Origin of the sequence: Janthinobacterium sp. BJB301, from assembly GCF_002735685.1 — a bacterium.
In the GTDB taxonomy this organism is placed as follows: Bacteria; Pseudomonadota; Gammaproteobacteria; order Burkholderiales; family Burkholderiaceae_D; genus Janthinobacterium; species Janthinobacterium lividum.
The window spans coordinates 2,722,467-2,746,197 of sequence record NZ_PDZJ01000001.1; the positions used below are offsets into that span (position 1 = coordinate 2,722,467).

Annotated in this window: 19 protein-coding genes; 5 read left to right on the top strand and 14 right to left on the bottom strand. The window is 65.0% G+C overall.

The genetic code is table 11. The features are described from left to right. Nucleotides 1-69: 69 nt before the first annotated feature. The 9 genes from CSQ91_RS12035 to CSQ91_RS12075 all read right to left on the bottom strand — a co-directional run bounded on the left by CSQ91_RS12035 (nucleotide 70) and on the right by CSQ91_RS12075 (nucleotide 16,396). Nucleotides 70-1,491 carry an efflux transporter outer membrane subunit gene (locus CSQ91_RS12035; RefSeq protein ID WP_180278408.1) on the bottom strand — a complete coding sequence of 474 codons (1,422 nt, stop codon included), beginning with the start codon at nucleotides 1,489-1,491 and terminating at the stop codon, nucleotides 70-72. Beyond that, the gene (locus CSQ91_RS12040; protein WP_099388357.1) at nucleotides 1,488-4,748 is read right to left on the bottom strand and encodes an efflux RND transporter permease subunit; all 3,261 of its coding nucleotides are present in this window, start codon (nucleotides 4,746-4,748) and stop codon (nucleotides 1,488-1,490) included. The genes CSQ91_RS12035 and CSQ91_RS12040 overlap by 4 nt, the downstream gene beginning before the upstream one ends. Beyond that, complete coding sequence (locus CSQ91_RS12045; RefSeq protein ID WP_099388358.1) at nucleotides 4,745-7,864, bottom strand: efflux RND transporter permease subunit; 3,120 nt, start codon at nucleotides 7,862-7,864, stop codon at nucleotides 4,745-4,747. Before CSQ91_RS12045 ends, CSQ91_RS12040 begins: the two co-directional genes overlap by 4 nt. After that, on the bottom strand, nucleotides 7,861-9,231 hold the full coding sequence (locus tag CSQ91_RS12050) for an efflux RND transporter periplasmic adaptor subunit (RefSeq protein ID WP_070255545.1): 1,371 nt from the start codon (nucleotides 9,229-9,231) through the stop codon (nucleotides 7,861-7,863). Before CSQ91_RS12050 ends, CSQ91_RS12045 begins: the two co-directional genes overlap by 4 nt. Nucleotides 9,232-9,639: 408 nt before the next feature. Then, entirely contained in the window at nucleotides 9,640-10,179 is a 540-nt protein-coding gene (locus CSQ91_RS12055) for a GNAT family N-acetyltransferase (RefSeq protein ID WP_099388359.1), read from the bottom strand. Between the two features lie 196 nt (nucleotides 10,180-10,375). Next, complete coding sequence (sppA, locus tag CSQ91_RS12060; protein WP_099388360.1) at nucleotides 10,376-12,250, bottom strand: signal peptide peptidase SppA; 1,875 nt, start codon at nucleotides 12,248-12,250, stop codon at nucleotides 10,376-10,378. A 75-nt stretch (nucleotides 12,251-12,325) separates the two neighbouring features. After that, the gene (locus CSQ91_RS12065) at nucleotides 12,326-13,804 is read right to left on the bottom strand and encodes a sodium:solute symporter (protein ID WP_099388361.1); all 1,479 of its coding nucleotides are present in this window, start codon (nucleotides 13,802-13,804) and stop codon (nucleotides 12,326-12,328) included. Between the two features lie 69 nt (nucleotides 13,805-13,873). Then, nucleotides 13,874-15,091, bottom strand: coding sequence for a YeeE/YedE family protein (locus CSQ91_RS12070; protein WP_099388362.1), 1,218 nt, complete (start codon nucleotides 15,089-15,091; stop codon nucleotides 13,874-13,876). Nucleotides 15,092-15,184: 93 nt separating this feature from the next. Next, on the bottom strand, nucleotides 15,185-16,396 hold the full coding sequence (locus CSQ91_RS12075) for an MFS transporter (RefSeq protein ID WP_092606083.1): 1,212 nt from the start codon (nucleotides 16,394-16,396) through the stop codon (nucleotides 15,185-15,187). 144 nt (nucleotides 16,397-16,540) lie between these two features. On the opposite strand from CSQ91_RS12075, the gene CSQ91_RS12080 reads away from it, so the two are divergent. Continuing rightward, nucleotides 16,541-16,777 carry a DUF3820 family protein gene (locus CSQ91_RS12080; protein WP_099388363.1) on the top strand — a complete coding sequence of 79 codons (237 nt, stop codon included), beginning with the start codon at nucleotides 16,541-16,543 and terminating at the stop codon, nucleotides 16,775-16,777. Nucleotides 16,778-16,785: 8 nt separating this feature from the next. On the opposite strand, the gene CSQ91_RS12085 is transcribed toward CSQ91_RS12080, so the two are convergent. Next, nucleotides 16,786-17,169: a glutaredoxin domain-containing protein gene (locus tag CSQ91_RS12085; RefSeq protein ID WP_070282182.1), complete on the bottom strand. Its 384-nt coding sequence runs from the start codon at nucleotides 17,167-17,169 to the stop codon at nucleotides 16,786-16,788. A gap of 124 nt (nucleotides 17,170-17,293) precedes the next feature. Between CSQ91_RS12085 and CSQ91_RS12090 the strand changes: the two genes are divergently transcribed. After that, on the top strand, nucleotides 17,294-17,821 hold the full coding sequence (locus tag CSQ91_RS12090; protein ID WP_099388364.1) for a hypothetical protein: 528 nt from the start codon (nucleotides 17,294-17,296) through the stop codon (nucleotides 17,819-17,821). Nucleotides 17,822-17,879: 58 nt separating this feature from the next. On the opposite strand, the gene CSQ91_RS12095 is transcribed toward CSQ91_RS12090, so the two are convergent. The 3 genes from CSQ91_RS12095 to CSQ91_RS12105 all read right to left on the bottom strand — a co-directional run bounded on the left by CSQ91_RS12095 (nucleotide 17,880) and on the right by CSQ91_RS12105 (nucleotide 19,919). After that, nucleotides 17,880-18,524 carry a GNAT family N-acetyltransferase gene (locus CSQ91_RS12095; RefSeq protein WP_180278409.1) on the bottom strand — a complete coding sequence of 215 codons (645 nt, stop codon included), beginning with the start codon at nucleotides 18,522-18,524 and terminating at the stop codon, nucleotides 17,880-17,882. Nucleotides 18,525-18,592: 68 nt separating this feature from the next. Beyond that, nucleotides 18,593-19,414 carry an APH(3') family aminoglycoside O-phosphotransferase gene (locus CSQ91_RS12100; RefSeq protein WP_099388366.1) on the bottom strand — a complete coding sequence of 274 codons (822 nt, stop codon included), beginning with the start codon at nucleotides 19,412-19,414 and terminating at the stop codon, nucleotides 18,593-18,595. Between the two features lie 16 nt (nucleotides 19,415-19,430). Further along, nucleotides 19,431-19,919: an Lrp/AsnC family transcriptional regulator gene (locus CSQ91_RS12105; protein ID WP_070255798.1), complete on the bottom strand. Its 489-nt coding sequence runs from the start codon at nucleotides 19,917-19,919 to the stop codon at nucleotides 19,431-19,433. Nucleotides 19,920-19,996: 77 nt separating this feature from the next. Here CSQ91_RS12105 and CSQ91_RS12110 point away from each other — a divergent pair, with 77 nt between their 5' ends. Continuing rightward, on the top strand, nucleotides 19,997-20,887 hold the full coding sequence (locus CSQ91_RS12110; RefSeq protein ID WP_099388367.1) for an EamA family transporter: 891 nt from the start codon (nucleotides 19,997-19,999) through the stop codon (nucleotides 20,885-20,887). 3 nt (nucleotides 20,888-20,890) lie between these two features. Here the strand turns inward: CSQ91_RS12110 and CSQ91_RS12115 are convergent, their stop codons facing one another. Next, nucleotides 20,891-22,114: an MFS transporter gene (locus CSQ91_RS12115; protein WP_176376161.1), complete on the bottom strand. Its 1,224-nt coding sequence runs from the start codon at nucleotides 22,112-22,114 to the stop codon at nucleotides 20,891-20,893. Between the two features lie 98 nt (nucleotides 22,115-22,212). Between CSQ91_RS12115 and CSQ91_RS12120 the strand changes: the two genes are divergently transcribed. Then, complete coding sequence (locus CSQ91_RS12120; RefSeq protein ID WP_099388369.1) at nucleotides 22,213-23,121, top strand: LysR family transcriptional regulator; 909 nt, start codon at nucleotides 22,213-22,215, stop codon at nucleotides 23,119-23,121. Nucleotides 23,122-23,194: 73 nt separating this feature from the next. Beyond that, nucleotides 23,195-23,728 carry a DUF4256 domain-containing protein gene (locus tag CSQ91_RS12125; RefSeq protein WP_099388370.1) on the top strand — a complete coding sequence of 178 codons (534 nt, stop codon included), beginning with the start codon at nucleotides 23,195-23,197 and terminating at the stop codon, nucleotides 23,726-23,728. Nucleotides 23,729-23,731: the final 3 nt, after the last annotated feature.

Here is a 23,731-nt window from a genome sequence, read left to right on the forward strand (position 1 = left end):
GATGCGCGGCAAAACGCAAATTTGGCGCAGGGATTTGCCCTGCGCCAGCCTGCCCTTTACTCCCGCCCTCTACTGCGTCTGCGGCACATGCCAGCCGCCGCCCAGCGACTGGATCAGGGCCACGGCCGTCGTCTGGCGGTCCGCCTGCGCCTGCACCAGCGAACGGCGCGCCGACAGGGCCGTCACTTGCGCCGTCACCACGTCCGTATAGCCGACCTGGCCCGCGTTGTAGCGGTTCAGCATCTGCTGCTCGACCTGGTCGGCCGCCGATGACGCCTGCTGGCGCAAGGCCAGCTGCTCGGCCAGCGCGCGTGTGGCCGACAACTGGTCTTCCACGGCGCCAAAGGCGGACAATACCGTCTGGCGGTAGCGCGCCACGGCCGCCTCATGCCCCGCCTTGGCCGCGTCCACGCTGGCCGTCGTGGCGCCCGCGTTGAACAGGGTTTGCGCGGCCGACACACCCAGCGACCACAGGCTCGACGATGCATTGAACAGGTCGCCCAACTTGCTGGCGCCGGAGCCATACGATCCCGTCAGGTTCAGGCTCGGGTAATACGCGGAACGGGCGATGCCGATCTGCTCGTTGGCCACGGCCACCCGGCGCTCGGCGGCGGCGATGTCGGGACGGCGCTGCAGCAGGGTCGATGGTACCCCCAGCGGCACGTCCGGCACGGTCAGGGTCCACGGTGCCACGGCCAGGCTGAAGTCGGATGGCGCGCGGCCCAAAAGGATGGCGATCGCGTGTTCGAGCTGGGCGCGCGCGCGCGTCTGGCTGGACAGGTCGATCTGCGCATTGGCCAGCTGCGTCTGCGCCTGCAGCAGGTCGGACTTGGCGGCGATGCCGGAATTGAAGCGGTTGCCGGTGATCTCGAGCACGCGCTTGTAGCCGTCGATCGTGGAATTGAGCAGCGCGATCTGCGCATCGCTCTGGCGCAGCGAAAAATAATTGGTGGCCAGCTCGCCCTGCGCCGACAGGCGGGCGGCGGCCAGGTCCGCCGCGCTGGCCGCGGCACTGGCGTCCGCCCCCGATACGCCCGCGCGCAGCTTGCCCCAGATATCCGGTTCCCACGAGGCGCCGATGGCGGCCTTGAAGTTGTTGTTCGTCTGCTGCTCGCCCCCGCCGCCGGAGCGGGCGCCGCTGCCCGTCAGGTTCACGGTGGGGAACAGCGAGGCGCGCTGTTCGCGCACCAGCGCGCGCGCCTGTTCATACGAGGCGATGGCGGCCGCCACGTTCTGGTTCGATACTTCAATGCTGTCGGCCAGCTGGTTCAGCTGCGCATCGCCGAACAGGGTCCACCACGGACCCCGTTCCAGCGTGTCGGCCGGCACGGCCGGCTGCCAGCCTGCCGCCTCCTTGAACGTTTGCGGCGCGGCGGCCGTCGGCGTTTCATACGCGGGGCTGACGGCGCAGCCGGCCAGCAGGACGGCAGCGGCCAGCGCCAGCAGGTGGCGTGCAGGGACGGCGGATGGAATAGGTTTTACTTGCTTCATGATTGTGTGCTCGGGTTATCTGGCCCAGGAATGCGGCTCAATTGCTGCTCGTCGGCGCTGCGCGTGCGCAGCTTGTCGAGCAGGATGTAGACCACCGGGGTGGTCAGCAATGTGAGTAACTGGCTGGCAATCAGGCCGCCGATAATGGCGACCCCCAAGGGCTGGCGTAGCTCTGACCCCTCGCCGAAACCGATCGCCAGCGGCAAGGCGCCAAGCGCCGCCGCCAGGGTGGTCATCAGAATGGGGCGGAAACGCAGCAAACATGCCTCGCGCACCGCCTCCACAGCTGTCAGTCCGCGCGAACGCTCGGCCTCCAGCGCGAAGTCGATGATCAATATAGCATTTTTCTTGACGATGCCGATCAACAAAAACACGCCGATCAGGGCGATGATGGAAAACTCCATGCGGAACATCAGCAATGCCAGCACGGCGCCCACCCCTGCCGACGGCAAGGTAGACAGCACGGTGATCGGGTGGATCAGGCTTTCGTACAGGATGCCCAGCACGATGTAGATCACCACGATGGCGGCCAGGATCAGCAGCGGCTGCTCCTTGTTGCTGTCCTGCGCGCTCTTCGCCGAGCCCTGGAAGCTGCCGCGCACATTCACGGGCATGCCGATTTCCGACTCCGCCTGGGCCACGGCAGCCTGCCCGTCGCTGAGCGGATAGCCGTCGGCCAGGTTGAACGACACGGTGGTGGCCAGCTCCCCTCCCTGGTGGTTGATGGACGTCGCCGTCGAGCTTTCGGCAAAGCTGCTGAACGACGACAGGGGCACCATGCGCGCCAGGGTCGTGGACAGGGCCGAACCGCTGGACGGGTCGCGCGCCGCCGTCGTGTTGGACGTCGTCGCGGCAACGCTGGTGCTGGCCGTGGCGGCGCTGGCGGCCGTCGTGCCGGTGGCGGCGACGGCGACGGCGGCCGCATTCGACGCCGGCACGTACACGGAGCGCAGCGCTTCCGGGCTTTGCGCATAGCGGGGCGCCACTTCCATGATCACGTGGTACTGGTTCAGCTCATCGTAGATGGTCGCCACCTGGCGCTGGCCGAAGCTGTTGTACAGCGCATTGTCGATATCCTTGACTTGCACGCCCAGCTGCGTGGCACGGTCCTTGTCGATGCTGACAAAGGTTTCCACGCCGTTTTCCGCCTGGTCCGTGTCCACGTCGATCAGGGCCGGCTGCATCTTCATCTGGTCGGCCAGCTTGGCCGCCCATTTCTTCAAGTCCGCCTGGTTGTCGCTGATCAGGGTGTACTGGTAGGTCGAATTGCTGGAACGCCCGCCCATGCGCAAATCCTGCACGGGGTTGAGGAACAGCGAGATGCCCGTCACCTTGGCCAGCTGCGGACGCAGGCGCGCGATCACGGCCTGGCCCTTGTCCGTGCGCTGCGACGCGGGTTTCAGGTCGATGAACATGAAGCCGCCCCCTGCCCTGCCGCCACCCGTAAACCCGACGACGGTGGCGACGGCCGGATCGTCCTTGATGATGTCGACCAGCTGGCGCAATTTACTCTGCATGGCCTGGAACGAGATGCTCTGGTCGGCGCGCATGCCGCCGTTGATCTGGCCCGTATCCTGCTGCGGGAAGAAACCCTTGGGCGCGGCCGCGAACAGGTACACGTTCAAGCCGACGACGAACACGAGGATCGTCATCACGAGCGCGGCGCTGGACAGGGCCCAGTCCAGGCAATGCTCGTACACTTTCAGCATGCGCTCGAAACCGCGTTCGAACCAGCGCGCGACAAGGCCCGGTGGCTTGTGCTGCTCGCCGCTTTTCAGCAGCCAGGCGCACATCATCGGCGTGGTCGTCAGCGAAATGACCAGCGAAATCATCACGGCGGCCGACAGGGTCACGGCAAATTCGCGGAACAAGCGCCCCACCTGCCCGCCCATGAACAGCAGCGGGATGAAGACGGCCACCAGCGACAGGCTGATCGACAGCACGGTAAAGCCCACTTCGCGCGCGCCCAGCAGGGCCGCCTTGAAACGGTCCATGCCCGCCTCGATGTGGCGCTGCGTGTTTTCCAGCACCACGATGGCATCGTCGACAACAAAGCCCGTGGCCACCGTGAGCGCCATCAGGGACAGGTTGTTCAGGGAAAAGCCCAGCATGTACATCACGCCGAAGGTGCCCAGCAGGGAGACGATGGTGGCCACGGCCGGGATGATGGTGGCGCGCACGCTGCGCAAAAAGGCGCTGACCACCAGCACGACCAGCACGATGGAGAGGATCAGGGTGAACTCGATCTCGTGCAGGGACGAGCGGATGGAATTGGTGCTATCGGACGCCACCTGCAGCTTGATGTCGCCCGGCAGCTGCGCCTGCAGTTGCGGCAGCAGCGCGCGCACGCCGTCCACCGTGGCGATGACGTTGGCGCCCGGCTGGCGCGTGATCAGCACGATGACGGCCGGGTCGCCATTGAACAGGCCCAGGGTATTGTTGTTCTCCACGCCGTCGACCACTTCGGCCACGTCGTCGAGGCGGATGGCGGCGCCGTCGCGCCAGGCCACCACCAGGCTGCGGTAATCGGCGGCGCTGCGCCCGCCCGAAGCCGTCGTCGCGCCCGAATAGATCTGCAGGCTGCGCTCGTCGCCGGAAATCGCCCCTTTCGGGCGGTTGGCGTTGCTGGCCTGGATGGCCGCGCGCACGTCCTCCATCGACACGGCATAGTGATTGAGCTGGTACGGCAGCAGTTCCACGCGCACGGCCGGCAGCGAGCCGCCGCCCAGTTCCACGTCGCCCACGCCTTTGACTTGCGCCACCTTCTGCTGCACCAGGTTCGACACGGCATCGTAGATCTGGCCCGGCGTGCGCGTTTTCGACGTCAGCGCCAGGATGATCACGGGCGCGTCGGACGGATTGGCCTTGCGGTAGGTCGGGTTGCTGCGCAAGGTTGCTGGCAAGTCCACGCGCGAGGCGGCAATCGCGGCCTGCACTTCGCGCGCGGCCGAATCGATCTTGCGGTTCAAGTCAAACTGCAGGTTGATGCGCGCCGAGCCCGTGCCCGACGACGACGTCATCTCGTTCACGCCGGAGATCACGCCCAGGCGCCGTTCCAGCGGCGTGGCCACCGACGTGGCCATGGTCGCGGGACTGGCGCCGGGCAGGCTGGCGCTGACGGAAATGGTCGGATAATCGACCTGCGGCAGCGGCGAGACGGGCAGCACGAAAAAGGCGCCGATACCCGCCAGCGCGATGCCGATGGTCAGCAGCACGGTGGCGATGGGGCGCTTGACGAACGGTTCGGACAGGTTCACGCGGCGCTCCCCGCATTATCGGCCGGCTTGTCCAGGCTCACGCCACGTGTCTTTGAAGCGAAGCGCTGGCCCAGGCGGTCGAAGCCCAGGTAGATGACGGGCGTGGTAAACAGGGTCAGCACCTGGCTGACGATCAGGCCGCCGAAGATGGCCAGGCCCAGCGGACGGCGCAACTCGGCGCCCTCGCCCCAGCCCAGCATCAGCGGCACGGCCGCGAACAGCGCCGCCAGGGTCGTCATCAGGATGGGGCGGAAGCGCAGCAGCGCCGCCTGGTGGATGGCTTCCTGCGGGCTCTTGCCCTCGTCGCGCTCGGCCTCGATGGCGAAGTCGATCATCATGATGGCGTTCTTCTTGACGATGCCGATCAGGAGGATGATGCCGATGATGCCGATCACGCCCAGGTCCTGCCCGGAGAGCATCAGCGCCAGCAAGGCGCCCACGCCGGCCGACGGCAAGGTCGACAGGATCGTCAGCGGGTGGATGTAGCTTTCGTACAGCACGCCCAGCACGATATACACGCAGACGACGGCGGCCAGAATCAGCCACAGCTGGTTCGACAGCGAGTTTTCATACGCGCCGGCCGCGCCGAGGAAGGTCAGGGTCACCGATGGCGGCAAGGCGATATCCTTTGCGGCCTGGCGGATGGCGTCGACGGCACTGCCCAGCGCCACGCCCTGCGTCGTATCGAAGCCGAGTGTCGTGGCCGGATATTGCGCCACGTGCGTAATCTGCAGCGGCGCCTGTTTTTCGCTGACGCTGGCAAAGGCGGACAGCGGCGTCGACTTGCCGGAACCCGTGCGCACCTGCAGATCCGACAGGTCGGACGGCGTGGTGACGATGCCAGGCTGCGCTTCGAGGATCACGCGGTACTGGTTGGTTTCCGTGAAAATCGTCGAGATGATGCGCTGGCCGAAGGCGTTGTACAGCGCGTCGTCGACGGTAGCCGTGGTGACGGACATGCGCGCGGCGCTGTCGCGGTCAATCCCCACGGTGACGGCGGCGCCCGTGGCGCCCGCATCCGTGACGACATTGCGCAGCTGCGATTTTTCGCGCATGCGCGCGGCCAGCTTGCCGGCCCACTCGGTGACGGTGGCCGTGTCGGCCCCTTCGAGCGACACGCGGTACTGCGTCGGGCCCGATTCCGCATCGATGGTGAGATCCTGCGTCGGCTGCAGATACAGGGTCACGCCGGCCACCTTGGCCACGCGGTTGCGCAGGCGCTCCATGATGTCATCCTGGTTGCCGCTGCGCGGACGCTTCAGGTTGATCAGCATGCTGCCCGTATGCAGCATGGTGTTGTTGGCCGCATCCACGCCCACCAGGGAACTCAGGGTATCGACAGCGGGATCTTCCAGCAGCGCGCTGGCGGCAGCCTGCTGCAAGGCAGCCATGCGCTCGTACGAGACGGCTTGCGAAGTTTCGATGCGCGCCTTCAGCTGCCCCGTGTCCTGCGTGGGGAACAGGCCTTTCGGAATGGTGATATACAGGACGACGGTCAGCAGCAAGGTGGCCAGGGCCACCAGCAGGGTCAAGCCCTGGCGTTTCAGCACCCACACGAGCGCATGGTCGTACTGCACGATGACGCGGTCGAGAAAGGCCTGGATGCGCTGGCCCGTGGCACTGACCTTTTCATCGGCACGGCTTTTCAGCCAGCGCGCCGACATCATCGGCACCAGCGTGAGCGAGACCACGGCGGAAATCAGAATCGTGATGGCCAGGGTCATGGCAAATTCGCGGAACAGCCGGCCCACCACGTCGCCCATGAACAGCAGGGGAATCAGCACGGCGATCAGGGAGACCGTCAGCGAGATGATGGTAAAGCCGATCTGCGACGCGCCCTTCAGGGCGGCGGCCATCGGCGTTTCGCCCTCTTCGATGTAGCGGGCGATGTTTTCGATCATGACGATGGCGTCATCGACGACAAAGCCCGTGGCAATCGTCAGCGCCATCAGCGACAGGTTGTTCAGGCTGTAGCCGAGCAAATACATGACGCCGCAGGCGCCGATCAGCGAGATCGGCACGGACAGGCTGGCGATCACCGTGGCGCGCATGCTGTGCAGGAAGGCGAAGATCACCAGCACCACCAGCAGCACGGACAGCAGCAGTTCCATTTCCACGTGTTCGACGGAAGCGCGGATGCCCGTCGTGCGGTCGCTCAGCACGTCGAGCTTCATGGCCGCCGGCAGGCTGGCCTGCAAGTCCGGCAGCAGGGCCTTGATGGCGTCGACCGTCTTGATGACGTTGGCGCCGGGCTGGCGCTGCACGTTCAGGATGATGGCCGGCTGCTTGCCGGACCAGGCGCCCAGGCGCGTGTTTTCCGCACTGTCGACGACATTCGCCACGTCGGACAGGCGCACGGGCGCGCCGTTTTTATAGGTGATGATCAGGCGCTTGTAGTCTTCCGCCGTGACCAGCTGGTCGTTGGCGTTGATGGTAAACGAGCGCGTGGGGCCGTCGAAACTGCCCTTCGCGCTGTTGACGTTGGCCGCCGCGATGGCCGTGCGCAGGCTGTCGAGGCCCAGGCCGTACGAGGCCAGCAACTTGGTGTCGCCCTGGATGCGCACGGCCGGACGCTGGCCACCCGACAGCGAGACGAGGCCCACGCCATTGACCTGGCTGATCTTCAGGGCCAGGCGCGTGTTGACGATGTTCTGCACCTGCGTCAGCGGCATCGTGTCGGAGGTAATCGCCAGGGTCAGCACGGGCGCGTCGGCCGGGTTGATCTTGGCGTACACGGGCGGCGCCGGCAAGTCCGTCGGCAGCAGCGAGCCGCCCGCGTTGATGGCCGCCTGCACTTCCTGCTCGGCCACGTCCAGGGTCTGGCCCAGGGTGAATTGCAGGGTGATGATGGAGACGCCGGCCGCGCTGGTGGAACTCATGCGCTGCAAGCCCGACATCTGCCCGAACTGGCGCTCCAGCGGCGCCGTCACCGTCTGCCCCATGACTTCGGGACTGGCGCCCGGGTACAGGGTCTGCACCTGGATGGTGGGGAAGTCCACCTGCGGCAAGGCGGCCAGCGGCAGGAACTTGAAGCCGACCAGCCCCGCCAGCACGATGGCCAGCATCAGCAGCGCCGTGGCGACGGGGCGCTGGATGAATGGCGTCGATGGACTCATTGCGCTGCGCCCTTCGCGGGGGTTGCAGCCGGTGCACTGGCCGGCGCGGATGCCGAGGCCGATGCGCTGGCCGCGCCGTCAGCGTGCTGGCGGCGGTGGCGGCGTTCGCCGTTGGCGGTTCCCGCGCCCCCTGCGCCGCCCATGGCAGGCTTGTCGCCCGCCAGGGTGACTTTCGCGCCTTCCTTCAGGCGGTCGGCGCCTTCCGTGATGACTTGTTCTCCCGCTTCCAGGCCGGCGCGGATTTCCACCATGTCGGTGGTGGCCTGGCCGCGCGTGACCATGCGCACGGTGACGGTTTTATCCGCTTTCAGCACGTAGACGAAGTCGCCGTTATTGCTGTGGCGCAGGGCCGTCACGGGTACCAGCACGGCGCCCGTGATATTGCCCAGCTCCAGGCGCACGTTGACGAACTGGCTGGGGAACAGGGCCATCTTGTCATTCGTGTAGCGGGCCTTGGCGCGCACGGTGCCCGTCTGTACGTCGACCTGATTGTCCAGCGCGCTCAAGCTGCCCTTGTCCAGGGTATGCGTGCGCGTGCGGTCCAGCGCCAGCGCCGCCAGGGCCGAACCCGAATTCAGGCGCTCCTGGATGGTCTGCACCTTATCCTGCGGCACGGAGAATTCCACGTCGATAGGCGAGAGCTGCGTCACCACCACCACGCCGCCCGTATCGCTGGTGCTCACCAGGTTGCCGATGTCGACCACCTTCAGGCCCGCGCGCCCGCTGATCGGCGACACCACCTTGGTGTAGCCCAGGTTCAGCCGCGCCGTGCCTTCGGCCGCGCGGTCCGTCATGACGGTGCCTTCCAATTGTTTGACCAGGGCAGCCTGCGTGTCGACGTCCTGGCGCGCGATGGAATCCTGGCCCAGCAGGGTTTGATAGCGCTTCAGGGTCAGGCGCGCGTTTTCCAATTGCGCTTCATCGCGCTGGCGCTGTCCCGTGGCTTGCATCAGCGCCATCTCGAACTGGGCCGGGTCGATCTGCGCCACCACCTGGCCCGCCTTGACCATGCCGCCTTCCTTGAATTTCAATTCCTTCAGGATGCCCGACACTTGCGGGCGCACCGTCACGGTGGAGGCGGCCGTCACGGTGCCCAGCGCATCGAGCACCACGGGCAGGTCGGATTTCACGGCCGTGGCCACGCCCACGGTGGTCGAAGGGCCGCCGCGGCGCCCGCCCGGGCCGCCTGGCCCGCCGGCACCGCCGGGGCCGCCCATGCCGGGGCCGCCCTGGGCGCTGGTGCCGGAATGGGTCAGGTACCAGGCACCGCCCCCCAGCGCAGCCATCACGGCCAGCGCGATGACCGTGCCGACGATTTTCGAACGGCGGCTGCGCCGCGGGGTGTTGGGTGTTGTCTGCGAATCCATCGCTTATCCTTGTAGTGGCCGCTGGCACGGCGAGTCTGTGGCGCCGGCCGAGGTGGGACACACTCAGGCCGGACGACCGTTTTTCGGGGTTGTTTCGGTACAAAGCCGGGGGAATCAAGAGCTGAAAATCAGCTGAAAAAACATCGTTCCCTAGCGTGAAACGACTCTAGCATAGTCATGTAACTGTTTCATTTCTACTTGAAACAATTACACACAGCCAGGCAGGCATGGGAGGATCAGGCGGGCCGGCAGGCATGCCGCCCCTGTGGGGGAACGGTGGAAAAATCAGGCTTGCGGGGCGCCGCAGGCGGACAACCGCGTGGCGAGGGCGACTCGCATGCAGATACAAACTCGCTACAAATCTCCCGCCAGCCGGCTTGACCTGGCGCCGCGCGGGGACGTTTGCGCTTACAACGTCATGCCGAGGATGACATCCTGATAGTCGGTGCGGCCCACGCGGAAGGTGCGCCGGCCCACCTGCGCAAAGCCGCAGCGCATATAGAACGCCAGCGCATCGTGGTTTTCCGCGTACACGCCCAGCAGCACGCGCCCTGCCCCGCTGGCGCGCGCTTGGCTCAGCGCCGCCTGCATCAGGCGCTGCCCCACGCGCTGGCCCTGGAAACGGTGCAGCAGGTAGATGCGCTTGATTTCCAGGTCGTCCGGCCGCGGGTCGGCCACCGGCAAGCCGGCGGGGCTGAGCACCAGGTAGCCGACGGGCGCGCCACCCGGCGTGGCCTCGGCCAGCCACAGCCGCATGGCCGGCAGCGCCAGCCAGTCGCGGTACAGCTGCGCGTCGTGCTGGCGCTGGCAATGGGCGATGACATCGGCGCCATCGAGGATGCCCGCGAAGGCTTCCAGGAAGGTGGCCTGCCCCACCAGCGCCAGCGCCTGTTCATCGCCCTTCACGCACGGCCGGATGGTGATCGCCGTGTCAATTTCTCCGCTCATGTCGCTTGCCATGCCTTGCTCCTGATGTGAAACAAGCCGGGCAAAGCCGGCTTAAGTATGTCATCTATATTGCCGTGTAACGCCTGACAAAATCGTAGCGAGCGAAGATGAGTTGTGACCGAGAAGCGGAGCTGTGCTTGAGCACAGTGAGCATCGCAGGCCGCAAATCATCGAGCGCAGTAGATTTGGTCAGGTGTTACTTGCTGCCGAGTGGCACTTCGCACAGGCAGTGCGTGAGGGCCATGAACGGTTTGTGCTCGCGCGTGATGCCCGACAGCCAGCTCAGCTCCTGCGCCATGCCCAGCGCCGCATCGGCCGGCAATCCGGACGTGGCCAGGCCCAGTTTCACGTGTTCGCCCAGCCCCAGCGAGGCCATGGCCTTGGAGCCGAACATGCCGATCAGGCGGTCCACGTTCGACGTTTCCTGCTCCAGGTACGTCACGCGGTAGTCGGTGCCCAGGTTGGCGCGCTTGGCCGCCGAGGCCAGCGCATCGCCATAGCTGCCGATGCGGTCGACCAGGTTGCGCTCCTTGGCCTGCAAGCCCGTCCAGACGCGGCCCTGCGCCACTTCATCGATCTTTTCCGGCGTCGTCTTGCGCGCCTTGGCGGCCAGGTTCAGGAAGTCGCCATACACGTGGTTGATCGAACCCTGGATCACTTGCGCAAAGCGGGGGTCGAGCGGACGCAACGGGTTGCCTGCGTCGGCCAGCCAGGTGGTCGGCGAGCCGGCCGTGTGGATGCCCAGCTTTTCCACCACCTTGTCGGCCGTCGGCAGAATCGCGAAGACGCCGATGGAACCCGTGATGGTGGCCGCGTCGGCGATCACTTCATCGGACGAGGTGCTGATCCAGTAGCCGCCGGAAGCGGCCACGTTGCCCATCGAGACGACCACCGGCTTGCCGGCGGCGCGCGTCAGCTCCAGTTCGCGGCGGATCAATTCCGAGCCGAAGGCGCTGCCGCCCGGCGAATCGACGCGCAGCACGACGGCCTTGATCGACTTGTCTTCGCGTGCCTGGCGGATCAGGCGCGAGGTGGACAGGCCGCCGATGGAACCCGGTGCCGCGATGCCGTCGCCGATTTCACCGGAAGCGATGACCACGCCGACGGCGTCGCCGATGTGCACGGGGCGCAGGCGCGCCAGGTAATCGGCATAGTTCACCTGGCGGAAATTCGTGCCTTCCGTGTTCTTGGCGCCGCGCGCCATCATGAACTGGCGCAGTTCATCGCGCGTTTTCAGGCCGTCGACCAGCTTGGCGTCCAGCGACAGCTTGCCCAGGTCGCCACCGGCCGCCGTCATCAGCGCTGGCAACGCATCGATCGATTGCATGATGGCGCCGGCCGGCAGCTTGCGCGCCTTTTCCACGTCCGTCGTATAGGTGGTCCACAGGCCATTGTTCAGGTAACGGTCCGCTTCGGCCGCCGCTTCGGACGGGCCGTTGGCGATGAAAGGCTCGGCCGCGCTTTTATACGTGCCCACTTTCAGCAGGTTCACCGTCACGCCCACTTTGTCGAGCGCGTCGCGGTAGTAATTGCGGTAGCGGCCAAAGCCTTCCAGCATGACGCCGCCCATCGGGTGCAGGAATACCTCGTCGGCCTTGGCCGCCACCAGGTACTGGCGCTGGTTGTAGCTCGAACCCCAGGCCGTGACTTTCTTGCCCGTGGCGCGGAAGCGTTCCACGCCGGCCGCCACTTCGCGCAGCGAAGCGAGGCCGCCGCCCTGCAACTCGTCGAGCAGGATCACCATGGAGCCGATGTTCTTGTCCTTCGATGCCGTGTCGAGCACGGCCAGCACATCGCGCAGCTGCACGTTTTTCTTGACTTCGCCGCTGACATTGGCCAGCACCGCCTCGCGCACGCCGCCCGGGGTTTCCTCGACCAGCGGGCCTTGCAAGTCCAGCACCAGGGTGGTCTTTTCCGCCAGGGGCTTGGCGCCGCCGCCAAAGATGGCGATCAGGATGGCGATGACGATCAGCAGGAAAATCAGGTTGATGACCGCGCGGCGGGTGGCGTCCAGCGCGCGCCAGAATGCGCCAAAGCCGCGGCGCAGCGGCGGGAAGGGGTTGAGTGACATTGATGCTCCGTGAGGTTATGTACCTAAAGGAAATCAATATAGCTGAAAATGGCTGCGATCGTCTTGGGATTCGTCTTATTTTGACAAGTGTGCCGCGCTTTGGGCGCCCTGCCCTGGCGGCGTGGAAATGAGGAACAGGCCGCCCAGCACGAGGGAACCATTCAGTATCAGCAATTCCAGGCCGATGCGGTAATGTTCGAACAGCAGCGCCTGTTCCCCTTCGATCAGCGCGCACAGCAGCGGCCCGGCCACGGCCACCAAAGGCACCCAGCGGTCGCGCACGCCACGCCGGCTGAGCAGGCCAAAAGCGAACAAGCCCAGCAGCGGACCATAGGTATAGCTGGCCAGCTTCAGGATCACGACTATCATGCTGGGATCATCGAGCCATTTGAAGGCCATGATCAGGATCAAAAACAGTGCGGCAAACCCCAGGTGCACGCGGCGGCGCCAGCGCATCTGCGCCGCCGGGCTCAAATCCTGCCTGCGTTGCACGCCGAGGATATCGATGCAGAAGGTGGACGTCAACGCCGTCAGTGCCCCGTCCACGCTGGGAAACAGGGCGGAAATGAGGGCGATGAAGAAGATCAGCTGCACCACGGCGGGGAAATGCCCGAGTACCACGGCGGGAAACAGTTTATCCCCTGTCGCGGTGACACCCGCCAGCGGCGCATACAGGTGCAGCAAGCCGCCGAGGAACAGGAACAGCAGCAGCACGCCGGTCAGCACCACGGTCAGGCTGAGCATGTTCTTTTGCGAATCGCGCAAGGTCCGTACGGAAATGTTCTTTTGCATCATCTCCTGGTCCATGCCCGTCATGGCGATGGTGATGAACATGCCGGCGATAATGTGTTTCCAGACATAGGCGGGACTGTCCGGGTCGACGGTGAAGATGCGCGTGAGGCCTTGCGCGCGCATGCGCTCAAGGCTGTCGATGAGGGACAGGTCCATCTCGCGCAGCAGGAACACGCTGCAAATCACGAGGCCCGCCAGCATGCACGCCGTTTGCAGGGTATCGGTCCAGACGATGGTCTTGACGCCGCCTTCATACGTGTACAGCAGGATCAGCAGCAGCACGACGCACGACGTCAGCCAGAATGGCACGCCCAGGCTATCGAGAATGGTCGCTTGCAGGATATTGACCACCAGATACAGCCGCGCCGTGGCGCCCAGCAGCCGCGACAGGATGAAAAACGCCGCCCCGCTCTGGTAGGAACGCCGCCCCAGGCGCAGTTCCAGGTAGCGGTAAATCGACGTGAGCTGCAGCCGGTAGTACAGCGGCAGCAAGATGAAGGTGATGGCCAGATAGCCCAGCACATAGCCGATCATCAGCTGGATATAGCCGAAACCGTTGCTCCCCACGGCGCCAGGTACGCTGATGAAGGTCACGCCCGTAAGCGTCGTGCCCACCATGCCGAAGGCCACCAGCATCCAGTTGCTGTCCTTGTTGCCGATGAAAAAACTGTCATTGGTGGCATGGCGCGACGTGCGCCATGCCACGCCCAGCAGGATCAGGAAATACGCGAGGACGATGGCAAACAGGATGAGGGGGGACATGGGCGATGCGCTGGCGACAAAGGGGAACAGGGGCAGAAATATACAGCAAAGCCCCTGATTACGCCGGCGTCAGCAGCCGGTCGGTTTGACTTTCTCCACTTCCAGGCCGAACCACGGACGCAAGCGCGTGCCGATGACATTGCCCAGGAAGGCGCAGACCAGCCACAGCCAGCCGTGCAGGCTGCCCGAGACGATGCCGCTGAAATACGCGCCGATATTGCAACCATAGGCCAGGCGCGCGCCATAGCCGAGCAGCAAGCCGCCGACGACGGCGGCGATGATCGAGCGGCGCGGGATGCTCCATACGGGCGCGTAACGGCCGGCCAGCGCCGCCGCCAGCATGGCGCCCAGCACGATGCCGATGTCCATCACGGAAGTCTTGTCTTGCGTCAACGGAGCGGCCAGGGCGGCGGCATTCGCCTTGGTCGACCAGTAAGCCCAGCTAGCCGTGTCGATGCCGACCACGGATGCGGCCTTGGCACCCCACAGGGCGAACGCGGACGTCACGCCCCACGGCTTGCCCGACAGCGCCAGGGTGGCGAAGTTCAGCACGACGAGCGCAACGGCGCCCGCCACCAGCGGCCAGGGGCCATGCAGCCAAGGTGACGCCTGTGCCGGGCGCAGGGGCGTGGCGACAAGCTTGCCATGGCGGCGCTTTTCCACCAGCACCGTGATGCCGGCGATCAGCGCGAAGACGATCCAGTTCAGCGCCAGCGCGGGCGCCAGGCCCAGGGTCGTGACGAGGGAAATCGGCTGGAGCTGCGGCAGCGCCGTCCAGAACGGCATGTGCGCCGTGCCGATCACGGAGCCGACGATGAAGGCGGCCAGGGTGATGAGCATGCGCGTGCTGCCGCCCCCCACCGTGTACAGGGTGCCGGACGCGCAACCGCCGCCCAGCTGCATGCCGATGCCGAAGATGAAGGCGCCGAAGATGACGGAAGTGCCGGCCGGAGAAACGAGGCCCGCGACGGGCGTGCCGAACAGGGTCCCGGCCGACAGCGCGGGGAAGAACAGCGCCACGCCCACGGCCAGCATCAGCATTTGCGCGCGCAAGCCGTCGCCGCGGCCATCGGCGATGAAGACGCGCCAGGCGGACGTAAAACCGAAGGCCGCGTGATACAGGGTGATGCCGAGCAAGGCGCCCACCACATACAGCGCGGCCTGTTTGATGCCGACCGTTTGCGCCAGGTACCACGCGCCGAGCAGGATGAGCACAAGCGCAACGCCCAGCGGTTTCGGATTGATGGCGGCGCGCAAGCGCAGGGGTGACGTTGCTGTATCGGACATGGGGAGAATGGGCCAGAGGAAGGTAAGCCCTATTCTCGCCCGTTTTGATGTTTTCTGCCAGAAACTTACTGTACAGGCCGGGCCGCCAGAAATTTAATGCCCCACCGCATGGATCGACTTTTCACCGCCAGCACGCACGGGGATGGGATAGCGCCTATCCATCCGGCCGCTCAAGGCCGTCAAGCCGAACGCGCCCAGCACGACGAGGGCACCGATCCAGCCCGTGTGCACGAGACCCAGGTGTTCGACGATCAAGCCGCCGCCCCAAGCGCCGCCGGCGATGCCCAGGTTGAAGGCGGCGATATTCAAACCCGAAGCCACGTCGACGGCGCGGGGCGTGAAGTGTTCGGCTTGCTGCACGACATACACTTGCAGGCCAGCCACATTACCGAAGGCCACGGCGCCCCACAGCAGCACGGTAATGACGACGAGCACGGGATGCGGCGCCGTGAAGGTCAACAGCAGCAAGACGGCCGCCAGCAGTAAAAAGATCAGTTTCAGGGCACTGACAGGGCCTTTCCTGTCGGCCAGCTTGCCGCCCCAGATATTGCCGAACGCCACGGACACGCCATACACGAGCATCACCACGCCCACGGCGCCCGCGCTGAAACCCGATACTTGCTGCAAAATCGGCGCCAAGTAGGTAAAGGCGATGAAGGAGCCGCCATAACCGACGGCCGTCATGGCATACACCAACAGCAGGCGCGGCTGGCCCAATACCTGCACTTGCTGCAGCAAGGACGCCGGTTTGCTGTGGGCGATATTCGATGGCACGTACAGCAGGCTGCCGATGAACGCCACGAGGCCCAGGGCCGAGACGGCGAGGAAGGTTTCGCGCCAGCCGAAATGCTGGCCGATGAAGGTGCCCAGCGGCACGCCCGTCACCAGGGCCACGGTCAAGCCCGTAAACATGATGGCAATCGCGCTGGCCGCCTTGTCCTTCGGCACCAGGGACGTGGCGATGGTCGAGCCGATGGAAAAGAACACGCCATGCGCCAGCCCCGTCAGGATGCGCGCCACCACCAGCGTTTCATAGCCGGGCGATTTCCACGCCAGCAAATTACCCAAAGTAAACAAGACCATCAGGGACAATAACAATGTTTTGCGCGGGATCTTCCCCGTCAGGGCCGTCAGCACGGGCGCGCCGACGGCGACGCCCAACGCATACAGGCTGACCAGCAAGCCGGCCGATGGCAGGTTGACGCCCAGGTCTGCAGCGATGGTGGGCAACAGCCCGACGATGACAAACTCGGTGGTTCCGATGGCAAATGCGCTGAGGGTCAGCGCGAGCAAGGCAATGGGCATGGCAAACTCCGATAAATGATGTTGGCATGCAGTATCGGGGTTTTCTTTGTTTCGAAAAATACCTCATCAGGCAGAAGATAGTTGCGCACAGATCAACAATAGAGCGATCTGCTACACTGGCCGCATCCACACGGGATCACCACCATGAATTCAGAAAAACTGGCGCTGCTGGTCACGCGCGAAATGCCATATGGGAAATATCAGGGACGCTTGCTGGCCGACTTGCCGGGACACTACCTGGGCTGGTTCGCGCGCGAGGGCTTCCCCTCGGGCGAACTGGGCAGCTTGATTGCGCTGATGTTCGAGCTCGACCACAACGATTTGCGCAGCTTGCTCGACCCCTTGCGCACGCGCAAATCGCCGTGGCGGCCCGGGGAATAAGGCAGACCTTAAAACTGGCGCACCTTCTTTGCCAGCATGGCGCTGAACTCGCCATTTTCCACCAGCTTTTGCAGCTCGCTGGCGCCACCGATGAGCACACCGTTGACAAAGACCATGGGAAACGTGGGCCAGCCCGTCCACATCTTGAGGGCATTGCGGCGGTGCCACTGGTTCAAATAGCTGCCGTATTGCAGGTACTGGTAGGGCGTGCCCAGCACGTCGAGGATCTTGCGCGCCTTGCGCGGAAACGGATTGAGCGCCATGCCGACCACCACCACCTGGTGCGCGGCGATGGCCGCCTGCACCTCGCGCACGATGTCCTTGTGTTTGCTGCCGATCAAGGGGCGGGCGGCGGGATGGATCTGGGCTTCGTCAAGGATGGCGCGGGTCATGAAAGTCCTGGGGTGAGTGGCACGTGGCGTGCGGATCACGCATTGTGCCATGCGCACTGCGTGGCGTGCGCTACACTGCGCCTCTTCTCTTCTTCACGTGAAATGTATGCCAGCAATCCATCCCATGCTTGAATGGCGCCGCACCCGCCGCCTGATCGGCTCGTTTCTGCTGGCTGCCAGCTGCGCCAGCGCCCACGCCGCAGCCGATCCAGGCCTTGAAAGCGGCTTGCTCCATGCGCTGCAGCTGAAAAAGGGCACCACGGAAAGAGTCGGCACCTCGGGCAAGGCCATCCGGGCCTACATGCGCGAAGGCTACATCGGCAAGCACCCCGACCAGCGCGCCGACTACACCGATTACTACCTGCTGAAAAAGCCCGCCAGCTTCATGGGGCATGAACTGGTGCTCATCGAGGAAGAATACATCACGCAATACATCGGCTGCTGTGTCAGCCCCGGCGCCGGCGTGACGGTGAAGGTGCGCGGCAACACGCAGAAGCTGCAAGCGTTCGCCAGCGCCCAGCGCTGCACCTTGACCGACCCAGTCGATATTCGGCATGCACTGAACGAAGTTGCCATCAAGACCCGGATGCCGAAAGGCCATTACGCGTCATTGAGCTGCCGGGAACGCGATGCCGAGCGCGACGAGCTGTGACCTGTGACCTGTGACCTGGCCTGCCAGCATCCACGTGCGGAAGGGCAATATCCTGGCCTTACATGATGGTTGCCGTCGAATACGGCGACTGAGTATGCCAGCCCAGGCTCGCATACAGTTTCGACCCATCTTCCGTTGCCACCAGCACCCGGCGCGCGCCGCCCGACCTTTGCCTGGCCGCCAGCGCGGCCATCAGCGCCCGCCCCAGCCCCCGACGCCGGTGGCCGGCCTCGGTGACGATGCGGTCAAACACAAAGACGCCCGCATATTCCACGGCATGGCCACTGGCGACAACAGCGCCATCGCCGGTCAGAATGCGCGCCGTCGTGATGGCCTGCGACGTCGTGACGTCAAGCAGGTACCCGGCCGGCAGAGCTGGCGCCTGCAGACTGCCTTCATGCGTCATGAAGAACCCTCCGGGTAGCAATTGCCATCGATCCGGCAAGAGGCGGAGCAATTGTTCTCCAGAGCCACACATCTTGATGAAAATATGCGGATGGTCAATCGAGGCCGCCAGCACGCTGATGCCTGGCACAGGTCCCGAAAAAACATGGCGCCGGATTTCACCGGGCAAACCCGTATCGACGCGCCAGCCGCCGTGATCCGGCACGGGCAACGCCAAGCCACGGGCAATCGAACGTGCAGCCAGCCAGGCAGCAAGAAGGCCAGGCTCAAGCAGACGCGAATTTTCTTGCTCACCCATCATTCGGCTCCCACATTCATCCTGCTGATTATCCCGGAACGCAGGCGGCAGCGACCCGCAGATCGCATTCAAAACAGCTCGTCGAGCAGCAAGTGATATTGCAGCTTGCCTTGATCGGCATCAAGTATCCCATATTGCCGCAACAACCTTTGCTGTAGCGAGGTGTCCAACTCACCGAGACCACGCCAGGCGATGGCCAGGTCCTGATAGCGGTCGGCGACGCCTGCCCGCCCCACATCGATGCAGCCGACGACGGCGCCTTCATACAGGAGGATATTGTCCAGCGAGAAATCGCCATGCGTGACGACGAGGTCGGGTGCGAGGGGTAGGCACTCCTGCAGCGCCAGCCACACTTGCTCCGTTGTCCAGCCCGCCCGCCCGGCATCGAAATCGCCCGCATCGACCAGGCCCGCATCGATGCGCTGGCGCGCCTGGGGAAGCCGAACAGCATGGCCGGCGTCGAACGGGCAGTCGCTCACGGGCAGCGCGTGCAGGCGGCGCAGGAAGGCCGCCAGCGCATCGACCACGGCGAAGCCCAGCGCAGGGTTCGCTTCCAGCAGCGCTGACGCCGTTGTGCCTGGGATGGCCGTCATCAACAGCCATGCCTGGTCCGGGTCTGCCACGTGGGCGAACTCGACCACGGCAGGCACGGGCAGGTATTGCGCCAGCCAGCGCAGGCGCGCCAGTTCATCGGCGATGTCGGCGGCGGCACAACCCCTGCCGTGCTTCAGGTAAAGGTCCGGCACACCGTCCCTGCCATGCAGGCGGTAGACGGCAGCGTCCGACTCGCCGCCGCTGTCGCACGCCCATTGATAAGCAGCCACGGCGGCGGACAGGCTGGCGGGCATGGCTGCCGTCACGGCGGCTTGCTTGCTTTTGGATAGCTTCATCTGCCTGGCCTTTTCTCTATCCCAGCGGTACGTACAAGCCCATCTTGAGACAGGTCAAGGCCACCGAGGTGCGGTAGCGCCGGATATTGTCGTCGCCGCCGAACAGGCGTTCCGTCAGCGCTTCGTATTCGGCCATGCTGCTGGCGGTTATGATCAGCAGGTAATCGGCCTCGCCGGTGATCCCGTAGCACTGCTGTATGGCAGGCTCGGCCATGATGCGCGCGCGCATGCCGGCCGTGCGTTGCGGGTGCTCGTCGTGCAAATGCACTTCCACCGTCAGGATCAGGGGGCGGCCCAGGCGGCTCGCGTCGAGCACGGCCACTTCATGACGGATCACGCCGCTCTCGCGCAGGCGGCGGATGCGCCGCTGCACGGCCGGTGCGGACAGGTGCACGGCCTGGGCGATTTCGCGCTGCGAGGTCGTGTTATCGCGCTGCAAGATATCGAGGATCGCCAGGTCGAAGGTATCGAGGGCAAGGGAAGGCGTGAGCGAAAGTTGCGTCATGAAGGTCAAAATGCAGTGCAAATATCGGAGCAGACACAATAAACTTTCGCTATTCCGATATCAAGCCTTTTATCACCATGCCATTACGCCGCTATTCCTCGTTGATTCCCCTGCTGGCCATCCTCGGCTCAGTCACCTGCCTGGGACTGGGCACGTCATGGGCCAAGCACAGCCTGTTCCCGCTGGTGGGCGCACAGGGCACGACGGCCGTGCGCGTGGGCTTTTCCGCCTTGCTGCTGTTGCTGTTCTGGCGCCCGTGGCGCTGGCAGCTGAGCCGCGCCGACCTGCGCACCGTGGCCCTGTACGGCGCGGCGCTGGGCTTGACGAACCTGTGCTTCTACATGGCCTTGCGCACGATTCCGTTCGGCATCGCCGTGGCGATCGAGTTTTCCGGCCCGCTGGCCGTGGCCCTGCTCGCCTCGCGCCGCCCCATCGACTTCGTCTGGGTGGCCCTGGCCGTGGCGGGACTGGCGCTGCTGCTGCCGCTCGGCCACGACGTCAGCAACCTCGACCCCACCGGCGTGCTGTTCGCCCTGGGCGCCGCCGTCTGCTGGGCCTCGTATATCGTCTTTGGCAAGCGCGCCAGCCATTTGCATGCGGGCCAGTCCGTGTCGCTGGGCTTGGCCATGGCGGCCCTGGTGGTCGTGCCCGTCGGCGTGATGCACAGCGGCGCCGCCCTGCTCTCGCCTGTCGTGCTGGCCGTGGGGCTGGGCGTGGCCCTCATTTCCAGCGCCATCCCGATCTCGCTGGAAATGGTAGCCCTGAAGCGGCTGACGCCGCAAGCGTTCGGCATCATGAGCAGCATGGAACCGGCCGTGGCAGCCATGCTGGCGTACATCCTGCTCGACGAGCGCCTCGGTGCCCCGCAATGGCTGGCCATCGCCATGATCATGGCCGCGTCGATGGGCAGCTCCTACATGGCGCAGCGCATGAAGAAAGCGGCGCCGGCCGCCGCCGTGCATACCTGAACCTCAGTGCGCGGCCGCACCCGCCACATGGGCGGCCAGGTTCTTGCGCGCCAGCCACGCCAGCGGCAGCAAGGCGAGCAATGCGGCAGCCACGCCGGCCCACGGCGACGAGGCCATCAACTGGCGCGAGACCATCAGCGCCCCCAGCATGGAGCCGAAGGAAATGCCCAGGTTGAACGCGGAAATGTTCAGGCCCGAAGCGAAATCGACGGCTTGCGGCGTATAGCGCTCGGCCGTGGCCAGCATGCCGGCCTGCAGGGCGGGCGACAGGCCGAAGGCGAACACGCCCCAGACGAACAGCATCGCCGTCATCATCCATGGCGAGCTGATGCTCAAGGCAACGCCCGCTTGCGTAACGGCCAGCAACAGCAGCATCGCACGCAAGGCCTTTTGCCAGCCCAGGTGGCTGGTCAGGTAGCCGCCCGCCAGGTTGCCGGCAAAGGTGGCGACACCGAACACGATCAGCAAGGCGCTGGCCATGGTGGCGGAGAAACCCGTCACATCCGTCAGGATGGGCGTAATAAACGTGAACGCGGCAAAGCTGCTGCCAAAGCCGAACGTCGTCACCGCCATCATGGTGAGGATGGGGCCGCTGCCGAGGGCCGCCAGTTGCGTCATGGCCTTGCCGCCCTTGCCCTGCTGTAAGCCGGCCGGCAGCCAGCGCGCCATTGCAGCCAGACCCAGCGCAGCCAGCACGGCGACGGCAAAAAAGGGCAAGCGCCAGCCCATCAAATTGCCGAGGAAGCTGCCGAACGGCACGCCGATCACCATGGCCAACGTCAGACCCGCAAACATCACGGAAATCGCCCTGCCCGCCTGCGCCTTGTCCACCAGGCTGGCGGCCACGGTGGCGCCGATGGCAAAGTAGGTGCCGTGCGCCACGGCCGTGATGACCCTTCCCAGCAGCAACAGTTCAAACGTGTGCGAAAAGGCGGCCAGCAGATTACCGGCCAGAAACACGCTCATCAGTCCCAGCAATGCCGCCTTGCGCGGCAGGCGCGACATCAGCAGCACCAGCAGCGGCGTGCCGATGGCCAGCGCCAGCGCATACAGGCTCACCAGCGAGCCGGCCGACTCGATGGAAATATGCAAATCCTTGGCAATGGTCGGCAGGATGCCGACGACGATGAATTCGGTGACGCCGATGGCAAAGGCGCCGACGGCCAGCGCCAGCACGCCGGGCGGCATCTTGCTGGCTGAGGTGGAAACAGGGCTTGCGGTGGTCATGGTATTTCTCCGGCAGAGTTCAAGCCAGCCAGTGTATCGATGGAAACGCTTTTGATATAGACTCCAATAATGGAAACACCTGTGAAATGGATTCAATAATGGCCAGGCAAGACATCAACCGCGCGTTCGAGATGGCCGTGTTTGTGGCCGTGGTGGAAACGGGCGCCTTTTCCGCCGCTGCGCGCCGCCTGGCCTTGACGCCGTCGGCCGTCAGCAAACTCGTCAATCGCCTGGAAGCGCGGCTCGGCGCCCGTTTGCTCCAGCGCAGCACGCGCCAGCTGCACACGACGCCCGAGGGCGACGCCTTCTTCGTGCAGTGCAAGCGCATCCTCGACGATATCGATGGCGCCGAGCGCGAAGCGGCCCAGGGCGCGGCGCCGCGCGGGCGCTTGCGCATCAACTGCTTCGTGCCGTTCGGCGTGCGCCATCTGCTGCCCATCCTGCCCGAGTTCGCGCAGCGCTATCCCGACATCGTGCTTGACGTGGTGGTCAGCGATGCCATCGTCGACTTGCTGGAAGACCGCACGGACATCGCCATCCGCACGGGCAAGCTGAAGGAATCGAACCTGGTGGCGCGCAAGCTGGGCGAAGACGCGATGGTCGTGGTGGCCTCGCCTGCGTATGTGGCACGGCACGGCCTGCCGCGCACGCCGCAGGACTTATCCTCGCACAATCTGCTGGCCTTCAATTTCCGCTGCCAGAACGAAACCTGGCCCTTTCTCGATGAGGCGGGCAACACCGTGCAGGTGGCGCCGCAGGGCAATACCTGCGTCAGCGATGGCGAAAGCATGCGCCAACTGGTGCTGGCAGGCATGGGACTGGGACGCTTTTCGCGCCAGCACGTGCTGCGCGATATCGAGCAAGGCGATTTGATACCCGTGCTGCAGGACTACAATCCGGGCGACAAGGAACTCGTGCACGCCGTCTTCGTGGGGCCGGGCTTGCAAGTACCGGCCAGGGTGCGCGTGATGCTCGATTATCTGCTGGAAAAAGTAAAACTGGGGTGAGCGCCGCCCGGCCGCAGCGCGTCCTATAATCGGCCCTATCGTCGATATCGTTGAAACTTCACGGAGCCGCGTCATGCACGATGACTTGATCCACACCTTGCAAACCCGCTTCAGCCAGCACATGCACCGCCATGCGGACTTGACGTGGGACAGCGTGCTGGCGCGCTTGAATGCCGCTCCCGCCAGCCTGGCCGCCTTGCAGCAAATGGAAGACACGGGCGGCGAACCGGACGTCATCGGGCATGCCGGCGACACGGGCGCCGTCACGTTTTGCGATTGTTCCGCAGAAAGCCCCATCGGCCGGCGCAGCCTGTGTTTCGATGCCGCGGCCCTGGCCGCGCGCAAGGCCAACAAGCCTGCCGGCAGCGCCATGGCCATGGCGCAAGCGATGGGTATCGCGTTGCTGACGCAGGCGCAATACCGCCAGTTGCAGGAACTGGAACCGTTCGACCGCAAAACCTCGAGCTGGATCGCGACGCCGGACAGCATCCGGGCGCTGGGCGGCGCCCTGTTTTGCGACCGCCGCTATGAGCAGGTCTTCGTCTACCACAATGGCGCCGAATCGTATTATGCGAGCCGGGGTTTCCGTGGACGACTCAAGGTCTGACAA